Annotated in this window: 14 protein-coding genes; 4 read left to right on the top strand and 10 right to left on the bottom strand. The window is 66.7% G+C overall.

Translation table 11 applies throughout. The features are described 5' to 3' along the window. Nucleotides 1-3,240, top strand: a complete 3,240-nt coding sequence (locus tag EII34_RS03650; protein ID WP_185711157.1) for a S8 family serine peptidase — start codon at nt 1-3, stop codon at nt 3,238-3,240. 174 nt (nt 3,241-3,414) lie between these two features. Further along, complete coding sequence (locus EII34_RS03645) at nt 3,415-6,609, top strand: S8 family peptidase (RefSeq protein WP_311767281.1); 3,195 nt, start codon at nt 3,415-3,417, stop codon at nt 6,607-6,609. 55 nt (nt 6,610-6,664) lie between these two features. Here EII34_RS03645 and EII34_RS03640 read toward each other — a convergent pair whose 3' ends face one another. Beyond that, on the bottom strand, nt 6,665-7,111 hold the full coding sequence (locus EII34_RS03640) for a hypothetical protein (protein ID WP_124843043.1): 447 nt from the start codon (nt 7,109-7,111) through the stop codon (nt 6,665-6,667). A gap of 127 nt (nt 7,112-7,238) precedes the next feature. Here EII34_RS03640 and ppdK point away from each other — a divergent pair, with 127 nt between their 5' ends. Beyond that, the gene (ppdK, locus tag EII34_RS03635) at nt 7,239-9,893 is read left to right on the top strand and encodes a pyruvate, phosphate dikinase (RefSeq protein ID WP_124843041.1); all 2,655 of its coding nucleotides are present in this window, start codon (nt 7,239-7,241) and stop codon (nt 9,891-9,893) included. Nucleotides 9,894-9,943: 50 nt separating this feature from the next. Here ppdK and EII34_RS03630 read toward each other — a convergent pair whose 3' ends face one another. Further along, nucleotides 9,944-10,579: an isochorismatase family protein gene (locus EII34_RS03630; protein ID WP_124843039.1), complete on the bottom strand. Its 636-nt coding sequence runs from the start codon at nt 10,577-10,579 to the stop codon at nt 9,944-9,946. A 74-nt stretch (nt 10,580-10,653) separates the two neighbouring features. Here EII34_RS03630 and EII34_RS03625 point away from each other — a divergent pair, with 74 nt between their 5' ends. After that, nucleotides 10,654-11,604, top strand: a complete 951-nt coding sequence (locus EII34_RS03625) for a GlxA family transcriptional regulator (RefSeq protein ID WP_124843037.1) — start codon at nt 10,654-10,656, stop codon at nt 11,602-11,604. Here EII34_RS03625 and EII34_RS03620 read toward each other — a convergent pair. The 8 genes from EII34_RS03620 to EII34_RS03585 all read right to left on the bottom strand — a co-directional run bounded on the left by EII34_RS03620 (nt 11,594) and on the right by EII34_RS03585 (nt 17,321). Further along, nucleotides 11,594-12,934 carry a DUF222 domain-containing protein gene (locus EII34_RS03620; RefSeq protein WP_124843035.1) on the bottom strand — a complete coding sequence of 447 codons (1,341 nt, stop codon included), beginning with the start codon at nt 12,932-12,934 and terminating at the stop codon, nt 11,594-11,596. The two genes, EII34_RS03625 and EII34_RS03620, sit on opposite strands and share 11 nt — an antisense overlap. A 147-nt stretch (nt 12,935-13,081) precedes the next feature. Further along, nucleotides 13,082-14,209 (bottom strand): hypothetical protein, encoded by a 1,128-nt coding sequence (locus EII34_RS03615; protein WP_124843033.1) that lies wholly within the window; start codon nt 14,207-14,209, stop codon nt 13,082-13,084. Further along, nucleotides 14,206-15,060 carry a hypothetical protein gene (locus EII34_RS03610; protein WP_124843031.1) on the bottom strand — a complete coding sequence of 285 codons (855 nt, stop codon included), beginning with the start codon at nt 15,058-15,060 and terminating at the stop codon, nt 14,206-14,208. The genes EII34_RS03615 and EII34_RS03610 overlap by 4 nt, the downstream gene beginning before the upstream one ends. Nucleotides 15,061-15,095: 35 nt before the next feature. Continuing rightward, nucleotides 15,096-15,329, bottom strand: coding sequence for a hypothetical protein (locus EII34_RS03605; protein WP_124843029.1), 234 nt, complete (start codon nt 15,327-15,329; stop codon nt 15,096-15,098). Between the two features lie 11 nt (nt 15,330-15,340). Next, nucleotides 15,341-16,075 carry a hypothetical protein gene (locus EII34_RS03600; protein WP_124843027.1) on the bottom strand — a complete coding sequence of 245 codons (735 nt, stop codon included), beginning with the start codon at nt 16,073-16,075 and terminating at the stop codon, nt 15,341-15,343. A gap of 32 nt (nt 16,076-16,107) precedes the next feature. Then, nucleotides 16,108-16,401 carry a hypothetical protein gene (locus EII34_RS03595; protein WP_124843025.1) on the bottom strand — a complete coding sequence of 98 codons (294 nt, stop codon included), beginning with the start codon at nt 16,399-16,401 and terminating at the stop codon, nt 16,108-16,110. After that, nucleotides 16,398-16,880, bottom strand: a complete 483-nt coding sequence (locus tag EII34_RS03590; protein ID WP_124843023.1) for a hypothetical protein — start codon at nt 16,878-16,880, stop codon at nt 16,398-16,400. Before EII34_RS03590 ends, EII34_RS03595 begins: the two co-directional genes overlap by 4 nt. A 24-nt stretch (nt 16,881-16,904) precedes the next feature. Next, nucleotides 16,905-17,321, bottom strand: a complete 417-nt coding sequence (locus EII34_RS03585; RefSeq protein ID WP_124843021.1) for a hypothetical protein — start codon at nt 17,319-17,321, stop codon at nt 16,905-16,907. Nucleotides 17,322-17,644 lie beyond the last annotated feature (323 nt).

Below are 17,644 nucleotides of genomic sequence, written 5' to 3'. Positions count from 1 at the left end.
ATGTTGAGAAGCACCCAACTTCTGGCCGTGGCGAGCGCGCTGGCGCTGTTCGTCCCGGCCGCAACAGCTCAGGCCGATGAGGCGAATGAACCCGGTTCCACGTCATTGGCGGCGCAGGTGCAGGGAGCCTCGCTCCAGTCGGTCCCCGGTTCGGCGGCCGCCCGGTACTTCCGGACGGAGGGGCCCGTGACCGTCATGGTCGAGCTCACCCGGGATCCGGTGGCCGTGGCCGACGGTGACAAGGACGATGCCGAGAATGCGGTGAAGGCACAGCAGGCCGAGGTGGCCAGCAGCATCGAGGGCAAGGGTGGCAAGGTCATCACCCAGATGCACTCCGCCATCAACGCGATGCGGGTGGAGATCGACGCGGACAAGCTCTCCGCGATCGAGCAGCTGGAGGGCGTCAAGGCGGTGCTGGACATCCCCGTCCACGACCGGGTCAACGTCGCCGGGGACATCCTGGTCGACGCGCCGGGCGCCTGGGGCGGGGCCGGGGGCAACGGCTTCACCGGTGAGGGTGTGAAGGTGGCGGTGCTCGACAGCGGCATCGACTACACGCACGCCACCTTCGGCGGAGCGGGCACCAAGGAGGCCTTCGACCAGGCGACGGCGGCCTCTGACGCCGCACCGTTCTACGGGGCTCACGTCAAGGGTGGCATCGACCTGGTGGGGGATGCCTACACCGGACGCAACACCCCGGTCCCGGATGCCAACCCCATCGACTGCATCACCAACGGCCACGGCACCCACGTCGCCGGGACCGTGGGTGGCGCCGGGGTGACCCCCGACGGCAGGACCTATGAGGGCAGCTACGACGCGGACACCCTGAAGCAGGAGTTCAAGATCGGTCCCGGGGCCGCCCCGAAGAGTGAGCTGTACGCGGTCAAGGTCTTCGGCTGCAAGGGCAGCACCAGCATGGTGACCGAGGCCATCGACTGGGCGGTGAAGAACGACATGGACGTCATCAACATGTCGCTGGGATCCCCGTTCGGTCGTGCGACGGACAGTGACTCGGTGGCGGCGACGAACGCCGTCTCCGCCGGTGTCGTCGTCGTCGCCTCGGCGGGCAACAGTGGCCCGGCACCGTATCTGACGGGCTCTCCCGCATCCGGGGCCGGTGTGATCTCGGTGTCCGCGGTGGATGCCGTGAAGAACCTGCCCGGTGCCGTCCTCAAGTCCGAGGGCACCACCATCAACGGCATCAACGCCAACAACGGCCCGCTGCCGCTCGATGCACCGGTCCATGTCCTCAAGGATGCCGCCGGAGAGGTCTCGCTCGGCTGCAAGGAGGAGGACTACGCAGGGATCCCGCAGGGCTCCGTCGTGGTCACCAAGCGCGGCAGCTGCGCGCGGGTCGCTCGTGCCGTGCACGCTCAGAAGGCCGGTGCCGCGGCCGTCATCATGATCAACAGCACCGCTGCCCTGCCCCCGTTCGAGGGGCCGATCACGTCCAACCCGGACACCGGGGAGGCGTTCAACGTCACCATCCCGTTCCTCGGTGTCACCTCCGGTGACGCGGCAACGGTGGTCAACCTGGACGGCAAGGCCCTCCAGGTGAGCGGATCCGAGATCCCCAACTCCAGCTACCGCAACTACACCAACTTCACCTCCAGCGGCCCGCGCTCGGGTGATGCGTGGATGCGCCCCAGCCTGAGTGCCCCGGGTGAGTCGACCTTCTCCGCCGCCGTGGGTGGTGGCACCGAGGGCATCCGGAAGTCCGGCACCTCCATGGCCGCCCCCGTCGTCGCGGGCGTGGCCGCCCTGGCCCGCCAGGCCCACCCGGACTGGAGCGCCGAGGAGATCTCCTCCGCCCTGCTCACCACCGCTGACCCCGACGGGGTCAACGGCTACCAGCCCAGTCGCGGCGGTGCGCTGGTCAACGCCTCGGCCGCGGTCTCGGCCTCGGTGGTGGCCTACGGTGACTCCAGCCAGTTCGACGGCCAGAAGCAGGCCGTGCGTGATGCGACGCTCAGCTTCGGGTTCGACCAGTTCGCGGACGCCCACGAGGAGACCCGCACCGTCACCCTGGAGAACAAGGGTGCCGAGGCCGTGACCTACAGCCTGAAGGACACCGCCTCCGAGGCCTCCCGGAAGGGAAGCATCTCGTTCAGCTCGAAGCAGGTCACGGTTCCGGCCGGTGGCACGGCCACCGTCGACGTCACCTTGAAGGTCAACGCCGGTGATGTGCCCACCTCCTACGGGGAGAGCAAGAACCGCCCCTGGTTCCACGAGGTCTCCGGCCGGATCGCCTTCACCTCCGACAAGGGCACCCTGAGCGTGCCGTACCTGCTGGTGCCGCGTTCCCTGTCGGAGATCTCCGCGACGGCTGAGGCCACCGGGGACTCCAGCGCCGAGATCAGGCTTGCCAACCAGGCCGGGCTCGAGGGGGAGAGCATGCTCTTCCTCTGGGGGCAGCAGGATGCGCAGGACGTCGCGACCGGCAAGGACAGTGGCTTCGACCTGTCCCAGGTGGGGGTCTCCACCTTCCAGGTCGGCAACGAGCGTTACCTGGCCTTCGCCACGGCCTTCCATGGCCGGTACTCGAATGCGGCGAACAACATCTTCGGGGTGAACATCGATGTCGATGGGGACGGCAGCACGGACCACCGCGTGTTCAGCGCGGATTCCGGCGCCATCATCGACAACTACAGCAACGGCGTCCCGCAGGTGTTCGTGGCGCATCCCAAGGAGACCGACGACGCGAAGAAGCTGCAGGCGACCAGGCTCCACACGGTGGCACCGACCGACTCGGCCGTCGCCATCCTGCTGGTTCCCGCCTCGGCCATCGGTGTGACCGGGCAGTTCTCGTACACCGGTTTCGCCGAGGGACGTGACAGCGAGGTCGCCGCGGACACCATCGACGGGTGGGCCACCTACGACCCGACGAACGAGCCCTTCGCCACCGACCGGTCCGTGAAGGTCCCCGCGGGTGGGAAGGCCACGTTCCCGTTGGCGGTCAACAAGACCGCCCTTGAGCAGCAGAAGCCGCTCGGCTGGCAGGTGGTCGTCTTCGACAACGTCACCGGGAACGAGTCCCTGACCGGCCCGGTGCCGCTGGAGAACCAGCCGACGCCGACGCCAACCCCGGCTCCGAGCCCGACCCCGACGCAGGCTCCCACGTCGGCCCCGACGACGCCCGCGCCGAGCAGCCCGGCTCCGAGTACGCCGGCTCCGAGCGCGCCGGTCAAGCCGACGAAACCGCCGGTTGCGCCGGGTCTGCCCAAGACCGGCCTGAACTGACACCCGCCGTGGCCCCCGGATCGATCCGGGGGCCACGGTTCTTCTCAACTTTGCGACAACAGCGCAGTGGTGTCGGTGCGACGGGGTAGGGTGCCGTCGGAACATCTGAGGCCGTCACCTGACATGCAGCGGCCGATGCGTTCATGAACCGGATCCCGAGTAGAAGGGCAACACGTGCAACGAGGCAGACTCCTGGCGGTGGTGGGGGCACTCTCGCTCGTCATCCCGACGACGATCGCCCACGCCGATGAGTCAGCGGATTCCACGACATTGAAGGACCTGGTGGCCACGGCCTCCCCGCAGGCGGTTCGCTCGGGAGCGGCTGACCTGCTGTCCGTGAACCAGGGAAGGGTCACGGTGATGGTGGAGGTCGAGGGCGACCCGGTCGCCGTCGTCGAGGCTGAACAGGGCCACCTCACGAAGGCCGAGGAGACCTCGGTCGAGGAGCGGCTCAAGAAACTTCAGGACACATTGACCGGCCGCATCGAGAAGTTGGGCGGTGTCGTCGAGAGCCGGATGCAGTCCGCCTACAACGGGATGCGGGTCACCATCGACGGCAGCAACCTCGACGCCCTGCGTGAGCTGCCCGGGGTCAAGGCCGTCCACGCCGTTCCCACCTACGAGCGCACCAATGTCAAGGGCTCAGAGCTCACAGGAGTCCCCATGGCCTGGCAGGGGACCGGTGCCGGTGGCCACACGGGCAAGGGTGTCAAGGTCGCCGTCATCGACACCGGCGTCGACTACACCCATGCCACCTTCGGGGGGCCCGGCACCAAGGAGGCCTTCGACCAGGCGACAGCGGCCTCGGACGGGTCGGCGCTGTACGGGCCACGGTTCAAGGGCGGGATCGACCTGGTGGGTGATGCCTACACCGGCGACAACACCCCGGTCCCGGATGCCAACCCCATCGACTGCATCGCCAACGGTCACGGCACCCACGTCGCCGGGACGGCGGCCGGTTCCGGTGTGACCGTCGATGGTCGGACCTACACCGGCAGCTACGACGCGGAGACGCTGAAGCAGGACTTCCTGGTGGGGCCCGGTAGCGCCCCGGAGGCGGATCTGTACGCCGTCAAGGTCTTCGGTTGTTCAGGCAGCACGAACGTGGTGGTCGAGGCCATCGACTGGGCCGTGAAGAACGACATGGACGTCATCAACATGTCGCTCGGTTCCGACTACGGCCGTGAGGATGAACCGGACGCTGTTGCCGCCGCCAACGCCGTCGCCTCCGGTGTGGTGGTCGTGACGGCCTCCGGCAACTCCGGGCACCAGCCCTACCTGACCGGTTCGCCTGCGGTGGCCCCGGGGGTGGTCGGGGTCGCTGCGAGTGATGCCCGCAGGACCATCCTGGCCACCGAGGTCACCGTTGGTGGGGAGAAGATCGACGCGATCAACGCCAACGGTGTCCCGCTGGCCAACCCCGCACCACTGCACGTGCTCAAGGACGCCCAGGGCGGAATCTCCCTGGGATGCAAGGCGGAGGACTACGCCGGGATCCCGCAGGGTGCCGTCGTGGTCACCCGACGGGGAGACTGTGCCCGGGTGGTCCGGGCGATCCTGGGGCAGCAGGCCGGTGCCGCCGCGGTGATCATGGTCAACACCGAGTCCAAGCTGCCCCCGTTCGAGGGTCCGATCACGTCGAACCCGGACACCGGTGAGGCCTTCAACGTCACCATCCCGTTCATCGGCGTCGCGAAGGAAGCCGGAGGGGTGCTGCTCGGTCTCGAGGGGCAGAGCGTCACCGCTTCTGACAAGGAGGTGCCGAATCCCACCTACACCGCCTACGCCGACTTCACCTCGTCCGGACCCCGCACCGGCGACTCGTGGCTTCGGCCCAATGTGACTGCGCCGGGGGTTTCCGTCCTGTCGGCCGCAGTCGGTGCGGGAACCCACGGCTTGTCGGTCTCCGGCACCTCGATGGCCACGCCGCACGTGGCCGGGATCGCGGCCTTGGCCGTGCAGGCCCATCCTGACTGGGATGCCCAGCAGATCGCGGCCGCCCTGGTCTCGACCACCGACTCCTCCAAGGTGTCGGACTACGACACCGTGATCGGTGGCGGGCTGGTGAACCCCGCTGCTGCCGTCGCCACCTCGGTCTACGCCTACGGGGATGCCACGAAGGTGGGGGACAAGGTCGTGCGGGACGCGTCGGTCAGCTTCGGTTACGCCGAGGTGGCCGGAACCCACTCCGACTCCCGCACCATCACGGTGGAGAACAAGGGCGACTCGGACGCCACGTTCAAGGTCTCGGTGGATCAGGCCGAGAAATCCCTCAAGGGCAAGGTCTCGGTCACCCCGTCGACGGTGACCGTCCCGGCCGGAGGGCAGGCCGAGGTGACGCTCGCCATCTCCGTCGACGCGGGCGATGTGCCGGCGATCAGCGAGAGCGACGAGGGCGGGAACCTGCACCATCTCTCGGGCAATGTCCGTTTCACCCGGGACGAGGGGCCGAACCTCGCCGTGCCGTACCTGCTGGTGACACGGTCGTTGTCGGAGGTGACCGCGACGGCGACGAGCACCGGCACCGACACCGGTCGGATCGAGCTGAGCAATGCCAGTTCCGCCCATGCCGGTGACGCGATGCTGTTCACCTGGGGGCTGACCGATCCCGAGGACATCGATGATGTCCAGGACACCGGTACGGACCTGGCATCGGTGGGTGTGCAGTCCTTCGAGGACGGGGGCAAACGCTACCTGGCCTTCGCGACCAACATGCACTCCCGGTTCTCCAACCCGGCCAGCATCATCGTCGAGACGCACATCGACGTCGATGGCGACAAGCAGGCGGACCACGTGTTGTTCTCCGCCGACCAGGGCAAGATGCACAGCCCTGAGGCCAATGGCATCGCCGAGACCTTCCTGCTCGACCTGAAGACCAAGCAGGTCAAGCAGACCGGTTTCATGACCTTGGCCCCAACCGACTCCAGCACGCTGATCACCATGGTCGATGCCGCTGACCTCGGATCCCCCGCGAGGATCAGCTACAACAGCGTCGCCTACCGGCCCGATGGCTCCGGCCAGGACACCTTCGCGGCGAGCGCTGATCACGAACTGGGCAACCGGCCGTTCGAGGATGCCCGTTCGGTCGCGGTGCCGAAGGGTGGTCAGGCCGGGTTCGATCTGACGATCAACCGGCCCGCCGTCGAGGCACAGCAGCCCCTGGGGTGGATGGTGGTCGTCCTCGACAACGCCCAAGGGGTCTCCGAGGCCTTGACCGGGGTGCTCCCGAAGGGTGCCGATCCAGAGCCCAGCCCGACCCCGACGACGCCGCCCAGCCCGGCTCCGTCAAGCCCGGCGCCGACCGTCCCGGTGAGGCCGACGCCACCTCCGGTGGCACCCGGTCTGCCGTCGACCGGCACGGCCAGATGATGCAGCTGCGGCCTAGGGAACTCCCTGGGCCGCAGTGCTGTCTCGACCCACGGGGTCAGGAGTTGGTGGAGGAGTCCGAGGGGATGCTGGGACGCTCGCACAGGGTCGGGACGGTGTCCTTGCCGAAGCGGTAGTCGTAGGTCTGGTCACCGACGGTGACGACGATGTGCCAGCCCTCGATCTGGGCCTGTGTGTAGTTGACCCCGGGCTCGCCGCAGCCCAGGGACCCGTCGGGCCAGGTGACCTGTCGGGCGGAGGTGACGGTGACGTCGCTGCTGTCGACACCGCGGCCGTCCAGGTCTGCCCTGATGGCCTCCAGGTGGGCGTCGGGAGCGTTGCTGGCCGGGGTCTCACCGGGCGTGGGGGCGGCCGTGGACTCGGGCACCATCCGGGTCAGTGGGGAACTGGGTGAGGGGGTTCCTGCTGGCTCGGCCGTGCCTCCGGCACAGGCTGCGAGGGAGGTGGTGAGGGCAACCAGGGCGATTCGAGTCACGGCTTTCATGCATCGAGCCTACCCCTCACCTCGACAGGCCGACTGCTCACGGGGTCCTCCCTCGTCATCGCTGTTTAGTAAGGTGGTCCGCGGACGATGCAGTTCCATCGCGAATTTCAAAGAAGAAGGGTGCGACATGACCGACAAGCGCTACATCTACGACCTCTCGGAAGGTGACGCCACGATGCGTAACCTCCTCGGCGGCAAGGGCGCCGGGGTTGCCGAGATGGCCCGGATCGGGGTGCCGGTTCCTGATGCGTTCACCGTCACCACGACGGCGTGTGTCGAGACCATGAACCTCGGTGGCCAGTGGCCGGACGGCCTGGCCGACGAGATCAACGCTGGACTGGCGAGGCTGGAGGAGCGGACCGGCCGCAAGCTCGGGGGGACGGAGAAACCGTTGCTGGTCTCGGTGCGTTCGGGTGCGGTGTACTCGATGCCCGGCATGATGGACACGATCCTCAACCTCGGCATCTCCGACGAGTCGGTGGCGGCCGTCGCGGCGGAGTCCGGGAACGAGCGGTTCGCGTGGGACTGCTACCGACGGTTCATCCAGATGTACGGCGAGGTGGTGGAGGGGGTTCCCCCGCACGCCTACGAGGACGCGCTCACCGAGCTGAAGCGCAGCCGGGGAGTGGAGTTGGACACCGATCTCAGCGCTGAGGACCTCAAGGAACTCGTGGGCACCTTCAAGGAGATCAGCAACGAACACCTGGGCGGGGAGTGGACCACCGATCCCGTCGAGCAGCTGCACCGCGCGGTGAACGCGGTGTTCAAGTCGTGGCTCAACCCGCGTGCCGAGGTGTACCGCCGCGCCAACAACATCCCGGCGGACCTGGGCACGGCCGTGAACATCATGCAGATGGTCTTCGGCAACCGTGGTGACACCTCCGCGACGGGGGTGTGCTTCACCCGCAACCCCTCCACCGGCGAGAAGGAGCTCTACGGCGAGTTCCTGGTCAACGCGCAGGGTGAGGACGTCGTGGCGGGTATCCGCACCCCACGTCCGTTGGAGGAGATGCGTGAGGTGCTGCCGGAGGCCTACGACCAGCTCATCGCCACCATGAAGCGGATGGAGGAGCACTACCGTGACATGCAGGACATGGAGTTCACCATCGAGAACGGCCAGTTGTTCCTGCTGCAGACCCGCAACGGCAAGCGCACCGCGGCTGCGGCGTTGAAGGTGGCCTCCGATCTGGTGGACGAGGGACTCATCACCAAGGAGGAGGCACTGTTGCGGATCGAGCCGGAGCAGCTGGATCAACTGCTGCACCCGGCCATCGACCCGAAGCACGGGAAGACGCCCATCGCGAAGGGCCTGCCGGCCTCTCCGGGTGCGGCCGTGGGTGAGGTGGTCTTCGACGCCGACACCGCGGCTGAGCGGGGTGGCAGGGGAGAGGCCGTGGTGCTGGTGCGCTACGAGACCACCCCGGACGACATCCACGGGGTGATCGTGGCCCAGGGGGTGCTGACCGCGCACGGTGGCATGACCTCGCACGCCGCCGTCGTGGCACGTGGCATGGGCAAACCCTGTGTCGCGGGGGCCTCCGGCATCCACATCGACGTCAAGGCCCGGACCCTCACCGTCGGGGACCGGGTCATCAAGGAAGGCGAGGTCGTCACCCTCGACGGCTCCACGGGCGATGTCTTCGGCGAGGCCCTGGAACTCATCCCGCCGCGCATCAACGAGGACTTCCAGCGGCTGGTGACCTGGGCCGACGAGGTGCGTCAGCTGGGGGTGCGCGCCAATGCGGACAACTTCGAGGACGCCTCGAAGGCCCGTGAACTGGGGGCCCAGGGCATCGGGTTGTGCCGCACCGAGCACATGTTCATGGCGCAGGATCGGCTGCCTGCGGTGCGACGCATGATCCTGGCGGAGACCCACTCGTCCAGGGCCGAGGCCCTGTCGGAGATCCTGCCGATGCAGCAGGCCGACTTCGAGGGCATCTTCACCGCGATGAAGGGGCTGCCGGTCACGGTGCGGTTGCTGGATCCGCCGCTGCACGAGTTCCTGCCGAACCTGGTGGAGCAGTCGTTGCTGGTGCAGAGGCTGGAGCTGACCGACGGGGATCCGGCGGAGCTGGAGGCAGCACGCGGCACCCTGGCCCAGGTCAAGCGGCTGCACGAGCTCAACCCGATGCTCGGTACCCGTGGCTGTCGACTGGCGATGCTGTACCCGGAGATCCCGGAGATGCAGGCCCGCGCCATCATCCGGGCCGCGCTCGCGGTGCGCCAGCGTGAGGGCGAGACGGTGGGCGTCGAGATCATGATCCCGCTGGTGGCGTTGTCCAAGGAGCTCCAGGTGCAACGCGAGATCGTGGAGCGGGCGGTCAAGGAGGAGTTGGATGCGGCTGGCGAGGAGCTGGACGTCACCGTCGGCACCATGATCGAACTGCCGCGTGCGGCCCTGGTGGCCGACCAGATCGCCGAGTACGCTGACTTCTTCAGCTTCGGCACCAACGACCTGACCCAGACCGGGATCGGGATCAGCCGTGACGACGCGGAGAACGGCTTCCTCACCCAGTACGTCATGGACCGGGTGCTGGAACGCAACCCGTTCGAGTCCATCGATGTCGACGGCGTGGGCCAGCTGGTGGAGATCGGCGTGGCGAAGGGTCGCTCGGTCAAGCCCACCCTCAAGACCGGGGTCTGCGGTGAGCACGGTGGTGACCCGGATTCCGTCGAGTTCTTCCAGCAGGTGGGTCTGGACTACGTCTCCTGTTCCCCGTACCGGGTCCCGATCGCCCGCTTCGCTGCGGCCAAGGCGGTGCTGAAGCAGCGCGAGGACTGAGCGTCGGTGGTGGCCCAGCCTGCTGGGCCACCACCACCGGCTGCTCGTGCTCAGGACGTCCCGGACGGGACCCACCGGCCGGCTGATGCGACGAGGTTGCTCTTCGGTGAGGTGACTCCGGTGGCCACCGCGTGTGCCCACTCCTCAACGGTGGTGACCGCGGCCAGGTTCGATTGGAGCAGGACCATCAGGTCGTGGTGCAACTGCTGGGCCGCAACGGAACCGGCCTCGTTGCTGAGATGGACGGTGCCGATGGCATCGGACAGAACCTCGACGGCGAGACCCCGCGGGGCAGCTGAAGCCGCCGTGGCGAGGACGCAGTTGTTGGCCATGTGGCCCACGATCGTGAGGGTGCTGAGCCGGTGTTGTGAGCACCAGGCGGCAAGGTCGGTGTCGTCGAACGCGCTGGCGAACCGTTTGGTGATCCGATGCCAGGTCGCGTCACCACGTCCGGCCACCTCGGGATGCAGTTCGGCCCCCTCGGAGCCGGAAGCGAAGACGGCCGAACCGGCAGGGTTCTCGTGGCGTACGACCACGACAGGGAGGTGGTGAGCCCGGGCCACGTCGATGGCGTGGAGGATCTGGGGCAGGGAGTCCTCGGGTACCGGGTGTTGGATGCGCAACGGTCCGAAGAAGTACTCCTGCTGGACGTCGAGGACGACGAGGGCACGGCGTGGTGTGGTCATGGAGCCATCGTCGTCGGGCCGGGTACAGTGGCGTGAGTGGCTGGAATGACCATCTTCGATGGAATCGAGACATCATGCGGATCGCGATCCATGCCTTCGACGGTGTTGCGATGTTCCACCTCGCGGCACCACTGACGGTCTTCGGGGAGGTGTCCCGCCTCGGACTGGGGGACTGGGAGACCAGGGTGTGGAGTGAGGACGGTGATCCGATCACCACCACGGAAGGTCTGGTGCTCTCGTCCCTGTCCGGCCCACCAGGCGCCTCTGAGGTGGACATGGTGGTGTTTCCCTCCTGGCCTGGGCAACTGCCGCCTGCCGGTGAGCGGTTGGTCGAGTTGATCCGGCAGGCCCATCGGGCAGGGGCCGTGATCGTCGGGCTGTGTCTGGGGGCGTTCCCCGTCGCGCAGAGCGGTCTGCTGGATGGCCGCAGTGCAGTCACGCACTGGGTGGCGGTGGACCGTCTCGCCGGGACACATCCTGATGTCGACGTCGAGAGCGCGGCTCTCTACATCGACCACGGCGATGTGCTGACCTCAGCCGGGACCGCATCGGCCCTCGACGCCTGTCTGCACCTGGTGCGGACCCGCCTCGGTGCGTTGGCGGCTTCGACGGTGGCCCGACGCATGGTGATCGCCCCGCACCGTGAAGGGGACCAGGCCCAGTACATCGTCCGTCCAGTGGCTCCGAGCCCGGGGAAGGGACTGGCTCCGGTGGTGGAGTGGGCGCGCCGACACCTCGACCAGCCGATCACGGTCGCGGACCTGGCGACGGTGGCGAGCATGAGTCCCCGGCACCTCAGCCGTAGGTTCCGGGAGGAGATGGGAGCCAGCCCGGCCGCGTGGTTGGGGGCGCTCAGGCTGGACGAGGCCCGCCGCCTGCTCGAGACAACGGACTGGTCCGTCAGTCGCATCGCCCGGGAGTGCGGGTACTCCAGCCCCGTGACCTTCCGGCAGCGTTTCGTCGCGGCCTTTGCGACCACCCCCACGGCCTACCGGAGACGATTCACCGGGGAGGTCAGGTGGTGAGGGTGTGTTGGATCCACTCCCACGCGGTCGTCTCGACGCGAGGATCATCGGGTGGGCCAGGTGGTTCGAGCCACGGCGGTGGCGGCTCCTCGACCCGGATGGGGCGTTCCGGTCTGCTGATACGACACGTGCCCTTCGAGGTGACCAGGTACTGGAATCCACCCGGGGAGGTCCACAGCACCACCCCGGGCTCGGGCTGGGACATGGTCCAGCCGCCGAAGGTCTTCGCCCGGTGCGCCCGCCGTGACAGGGGAGCGAGGTTGCCCCACCGGGTCTGACCCGCGACGCCTTCCCGGTGGGGGAGGGTGTGGTCGATGTCGCAGTTCCTGGCCGGGACGCTGCCGTAGGGGAACATGTCGACCGGCATCAACGCCATGACCGCAGTGCGGAGAGCGACGGATGGATCATGCTGGTCCTCGGCGGGGAGCCGCCACGGGTCGATCACGGGACGGACGGTGACCTTGGAGTCCTTCAAGAACTCCGGCAACCGGGAGGTGAGCAACGGACCCCATTTCTCCACCTCGGCAACACCGCTGCTCCCACTGTGGGTGAGGGCGGGGTCGTCGGCGTCGATGTGCACCACCAGGGTGACATCGGGCAGGGTGTCCTGTCCCGCGGACTGGCGGGACAGGATCCCGACCGCTGCGGCCCGCCGCTGATCCATCGAGCCCTGTTCGGTGGGCAGGGTGTGGGCGATGCTGGTCAGGGCGTGATCGAAGTCCACGGCGTCGCGGGGAGAAAGCCGACCGTAGAGGGTGCAGTGGCCATCCTTGACCCCATCGACCCACACGTAGCGCTGCTCACGCACGTGTTGTTCCCGCTCCGCCGCGGCGACCGGGTCGGCCTCGATCGCCCAGCGTTCGATGTGTGACCTGATCCGTTGCCAGGGCCAGGTGTGCATCGCCACGCTGATTCGGTGATCCAGCCACGATGCTGCCTCGTCGGTGAGGTGGGTGACTGCTGGCCGGGTGATCACCTGGGTGATCTGCCACCAGCGGAGCTCACCACGGAGGAAGGTTGCCCACAGCGTCGGGAAACGGTCACGCACGGCAAGGACCTCCCCGATCGTGCAGATCGCCGACGAGGGTGACACCCCGAGGATCGCCCCGATCTCATGCGCCAGGAATTCCCCCACGGACCCCGTGGCGTCGCTGGCGGGGGACAGACAGTCGTCCATCGCATCCCACACGCCGGCTTGGTCGACCCGGTACAGATCAGCGGCCCGGGCAACGGCCACGATCCGCGCCACCTCGGCGGCACGGATGTGCGCCTCGGCATCGGCCAAGGCGTCGAGGGCCTCGGCGTAGGTGGCGGGGAGTGGCTGGTTCATGCCCCCATTTTAATCGACAACACAGTCGAACGCAAGGGTTTTTCGGGAAGATGTCCAATAATTTGTGGGCCGGTGCGGGCGATCCCCGCCAGTCGAGCCGAGCCCTGTGCCCCAGCCCCTCGATCACGGATCGCCGCGCTGCTCAGGTCACAGCCATTCTGGAGCAGTTGGGGCCCCGGTGAAGGTGCCGTTGGGTAGTTGCATGACCCACGGGGTCAGGGGATCGCGGGAGAAGACCTCCAGCCATCGGTCGTCGGACAGGCGCAACGCAGGATCAGCCATGGTGACACGGCTCTGAGGGGTGACCTCAGCCACGGACAGGCCTACCAGATCGGTCACCTGCTCCTCCACGCCTGGGGTGGACCACGCATAGGCGAGTGTCTCATCCGGGTTCAGTACCCGCCAGCCCCGCCCAGCGTTGAACCCCCAGCCCCTGCCCACCAGGCTGATCCCCTTCCAGGCAGCCCCCGCGCCGAGGATCTCCAGCTCACCTGCTTCCTTGACCCGTTCAGCCAGTTGCAGCACCACGGGGGTGCCCGGTTGTGGTCCCGATGCCGCCGCCTCGCGCAGGGATCGGTTCTTCCGTGCCAACTGATCGAACCTCATGTCGAAGGTCCACGATCGTTCCGGCTCCCAGCCCATCGATGGGGCGAGGCGACGCAGCCAGGCCGCGAACTCATGGAACTCGGCCTCGTTGTGGGGAGTCAACCCGTACATGCCACCGCGTGAACTGCCGTGTGAGCCGTCCAGTCGTTCCACGATCTCGACGAACTCGTCGCGGTGTGCGACGAGTCGGTCGACCGGTATCGCCCTGAGCGCTCGGATCACCGCCAGCTCCACGGATGCGCTCATCTCCCTTGGCATGTACCAGAATGCCTGCAGCTCCTTGGCTGCTTCCGCGTCCCGTCTCATGGCGTTCGGACCGTCGGGGTTGTCCTCGGCGTCGAGGGCCCGCAGTTGAGGGTAGGTCTCCAGCAGGTCCTCGTAGGTGATGCGGAAGGCGTCCGCGGTGTGACCCACGGGCACCCTGAGCTGCGGGAGGATCACCTCCAGCCAGTCCGCGAATGCCAGGAGTGCCCCTTCGTTCGCGGGTCTGATCTCGAAGTATCCGCTGTCGTGGTGCGACAGGATGAGGTCGTCGATCAGGGTGCAGAACTTCGTCACATGCTCCGCAAGGTGCTCCACGGGCATGTTCATGAGTGCCGTCATGACCTCGATCTCCTGTGTGAGGTCCATGATGGTGGGGAGATTCCTGAAGTCCTCGAACCCGGTCATCTGCTGACCGCCGACGTGAGGCCCAGGACTAGCGGAACGCTGTCCTCGGACAAGTATGGATGACCGGGATAGTGCTCGACATGCATCCCCACCCATTCACGACCATCGGCCAACAGGAACTCGACCATCTCCGCCAGCCAGGCACGAGCCTCCTCTGCTCCCTTGAAGCAGAGCGTGCCATCACGGACCTCGACGGTGAGCCCGCTGGCAGTTGTCTCACGCCACACGAACGCCGTGATCGGCGGCACGCCCTCCTGATCCACACCCTGGCACGGATGCCTGCCCACAGGGTTGCCCAGCCAGTCGAGCAGTTCCGTGAAACCATCCCGTGTGCCGTTGATGAGCACCTCCGAACTGGCCGCACACTGCTCAACGACGAGTGGTGGCGTTGAAAAGTCCGAGCCCACGTCCTTGATCGCAGGGTCCTTCGAGGTGCGGGCCGCTTCGACGAGCCTCGCGAGGGCCTCGGCCATCCCGGTCTCGTCCAAGAACTCGGCCAGGCGACGGTACGCCTCGTCATCGGCATCCCGGTCCGTGATGACCTTGTCGGTGAGGGCTGTGAGGAACTGGCGTTGCACCTCCGCAGGAAGCCGCCTCACCAGATCGCGACAGTGGAACAGGTACGCGTGTGACACCAGCAGCAGGGGCTCCAACGCAGGGAACACCCGAACGGTGAGGTGGGGATTCGCCCCGAACAGGATTCTGAGAGCCACACGTCGTGACGCCAAGGATCCAAGAGCCTCCTCAAGGAGAGACTCCACCTCGCTGTTCGGGATCGCGTACACGGCCTCCGTGAACCGCGCTTCGGCCTCCTCGACGGCTCTCCAGTGCGGGTTGTCGAGTGAACTCATCTTCCTCCCTTCGTCCTTGTGCGGGATGTTGCAGCTCAGGTGTCCAGAGCTTGGGTGATGTGAGCAAGGACCTCACCCACCTCCGCCTTCAGCTCAAGCGATTCCGCAGTCAGCAGGAACTGTGAGAGCACATGACGAACGCCCATCAGGATCTCGGTACCTGTCGCCCCGGCCCCCATCATGCCGGTGACCTGAGCTGCAACCTCGGCGTGGCCCGCAGCGATGAGTGCCACCGCCACGTCGTTGATCTGCTGATACAGCTCCCTCATCGCCTGGTTCCTCACAGGGTGGCGAGCCAGCCTGCCCGGTGCCAGAGCTTGACGACCTCCTCGCCCTGGCTTTCCCGGATTCCGCCCACCGATGCGGCCGCCTCGTGGATGGCGTCGGGGGTGCCGAAGATCACCACACCGCTGACGGGGTGGTTGTTCAGCGGCACCACGGACATCAAACCGATCTGGGGCAGCAACCCGAGCAGGGCCTCGATCACCGAGTCATCGGCGATCTCGGCATCCCGGTAGGGCAGGTGGGCCTTCACGGTCCACCAGAGCAGGCCGGTGGTGGCCTTCACGAAGCGCCAGCCTGCGTTCGTATCTGCTGAGGCTGCCAGCCACCAGCCTGACCGTGGCTGGAGCAGCGGCCCCTGCAGGAGATGGTGAAGGGCCGGTGCATCAGGGGCGATCTGCCACCACTCCACGTGCCAGACCTCGGGGGAGTCGTCCTCACAGGTCAGCTGACCCAGCCGGGTGACGGTCGAGATGGGGCACCGGGTGGTCCAACTCGATGGTTCCACACCAAGCTGGTGGCGGCTCGTGCCCGCGATGAACCAGTCCAGTGCCTCGCCCCACTCCGCGATCAGGTCGCCGAACACCCCCTCCGGTGTGGCGTCCCGACCCAGCAGCCACAGGGCATCGATGACGCCGTCGACGGGGCGGTACGGCCACCACGGTGTGTGTTGGATGTCACGGACGACGAAGGTCCCGTCGAGCGGGTTCTCGGGATGAGTGTCGCAATCCATCGCTGTTCCTTCCCTGCCGTGCATCCGATTCCCTACAGTGTGACGAGCCATCCCGCACGGTTCCAGATCCTGACGACCTCCTCGCCCTGACTCTCCCGGACTCCGCCCACCGACGCTGCCGCCTCCTGGATCGCCTCGGGGGTGCCGAAGATGACCACGCCGCTGACCGGATGGTTGTTGAGCGGCACCACCGACATCAACCCGACCTGTGGCAGCAGGCCGAGGAGGGCTTCCTTGACCGAGTCGCCGACCACTTCCAGGGTCGGTCCCTCGTAGGGCTCGTAGTCCTTCAGCGCCCACCACAACAGGCTGGTGGTGGCCTTCACGAAGGTGGATCCGGCGTCCGGATCGGGGGAGGCCGCCAACCACCACCCTTCGCGTGGGCGCCACAACGGACCTTGCAACAGGCCATGAAGGCCTTCGGCCTCAGGGGGATCTGCCAGCACTCCAGGTGCCGATGGAAGAGGAAGATGCCCTGAAGCGCCTCGTACCTCACTCTCCCCACTCGATGTCCGTTGAACGCCTCATCCGTGAAGGGCCAGCTGATCTTCTCCTCATCGAGGTGAGGGTCACTCAGGCCTGCGAGGAACCAGCCCACTGTCCTGCCCCACGTCTTGATCAGTGTGCCGAACAGGCCGTCCGGTGCGGCGTCGTCGCCGAGTAACCACAGGGCATCGACGACGCCGTCGATGGGCCGGTAGGGCCACCAGTCCTTGCGTTGGATGTCATGGATGATGAAGGCGCCGTCCCACGGGAAGTCCTCGGGATAGAACTTGGCGTAGTCGTTTTTGGCGTTGTCGGTCATGTCACAACCATTCTGGTGCTGCTGTCAGTGCGCCTGTGGGTCGAGCGTCAGGACCAGTGGAACGCTGTCCTCGGACAAGTAGGGGTGACCGGGGTAGTGCTCGACATGCATTCCCACATACTCTCGGCCGTCGTCCAGCAGGAACTGGACCGTGTCCACGAGCCAAGACCGAGCTTTTTCTGGCCCCTTGAAACAGAGCGTTTCATCACGGACCTCGACGATCAGTTTGTCGAACGATGCTGAACGCCACGCCAGTGCGTATATCGGAGGAAAGTCCCCCTGTGTCGTGGGGTTGCATCGAAGTTTGTCGACAGGATTGTTCAGCCAGTCCAGCATTTCCAAGAAGCTTTCACGATCTCCGTCGATGAGTACCTGGGGGAACGTGGATTCCTGGGTGAGGGCAAGCTGGCTCTTCGTGTGTCTCTCAGTGGTCACGAGCATTGTCCGATGTGAATTGGGAATTGCCGTCAGGTGTATTGCTCGCCTCGGCGCTGCACGCCCATGTCATGGCCATTCGGGTACGGTGCATCCGGTGCTGGAATCTCTTTGTCATCTCGGCTGTCCTGTAGCTGTGTCGTCTCTCGGTGGGTGGGGTGCGTGTGGTGCAAGATGTCGGAAATGGGGGTTGCTCAGCATGTCGATGAAGAAGTTTCGCATGGTCATTCGCAACTCTCCGTCCGGCCAGACGCCAAGACAGGCGACGCGAACTCGTTCCCCCACCTTTGGCCAGTGCTCCTCGCCGCACAGCTCAGGGTCGTTGTTCA

The organism is Arachnia propionica, from assembly GCF_003859805.1.
Taxonomy (GTDB): Bacteria; Actinomycetota; Actinomycetes; order Propionibacteriales; family Propionibacteriaceae; genus Arachnia; species Arachnia propionica_C.
The sequence above is the reverse complement of the archived record's forward strand: the minus strand, read 5'-3'. Positions and strand labels throughout refer to the sequence as shown.

What these genes read in the sequence shown, in the direction of transcription:
- EII34_RS03650 (WP_185711157.1), top strand. Translation starts at nt 1, where the DNA reads ATGTTGAGAAGCACCCAACTTCTGGCCGTGGCGAGCGCGCTGGCGCTG.
- EII34_RS03640 (WP_124843043.1), bottom strand. Translation starts at nt 7,111, where the DNA reads ATGAAAGCCGTGACTCGAATCGCCCTGGTTGCCCTCACCACCTCCCTC.
- ppdK (WP_124843041.1), top strand. Translation starts at nt 7,239, where the DNA reads ATGACCGACAAGCGCTACATCTACGACCTCTCGGAAGGTGACGCCACG.
- EII34_RS03630 (WP_124843039.1), bottom strand. Translation starts at nt 10,579, where the DNA reads ATGACCACACCACGCCGTGCCCTCGTCGTCCTCGACGTCCAGCAGGAG.
- EII34_RS03625 (WP_124843037.1), top strand. Translation starts at nt 10,654, where the DNA reads ATGCGGATCGCGATCCATGCCTTCGACGGTGTTGCGATGTTCCACCTC.
- EII34_RS03620 (WP_124843035.1), bottom strand. Translation starts at nt 12,934, where the DNA reads ATGAACCAGCCACTCCCCGCCACCTACGCCGAGGCCCTCGACGCCTTG.
- EII34_RS03615 (WP_124843033.1), bottom strand. Translation starts at nt 14,209, where the DNA reads ATGACCGGGTTCGAGGACTTCAGGAATCTCCCCACCATCATGGACCTC.
- EII34_RS03610 (WP_124843031.1), bottom strand. Translation starts at nt 15,060, where the DNA reads ATGAGTTCACTCGACAACCCGCACTGGAGAGCCGTCGAGGAGGCCGAA.
- EII34_RS03605 (WP_124843029.1), bottom strand. Translation starts at nt 15,329, where the DNA reads ATGAGGGAGCTGTATCAGCAGATCAACGACGTGGCGGTGGCACTCATC.
- EII34_RS03600 (WP_124843027.1), bottom strand. Translation starts at nt 16,075, where the DNA reads ATGGATTGCGACACTCATCCCGAGAACCCGCTCGACGGGACCTTCGTC.
- EII34_RS03590 (WP_124843023.1), bottom strand. Translation starts at nt 16,880, where the DNA reads ATGACCGACAACGCCAAAAACGACTACGCCAAGTTCTATCCCGAGGAC.
- EII34_RS03585 (WP_124843021.1), bottom strand. Translation starts at nt 17,321, where the DNA reads ATGCTCGTGACCACTGAGAGACACACGAAGAGCCAGCTTGCCCTCACC.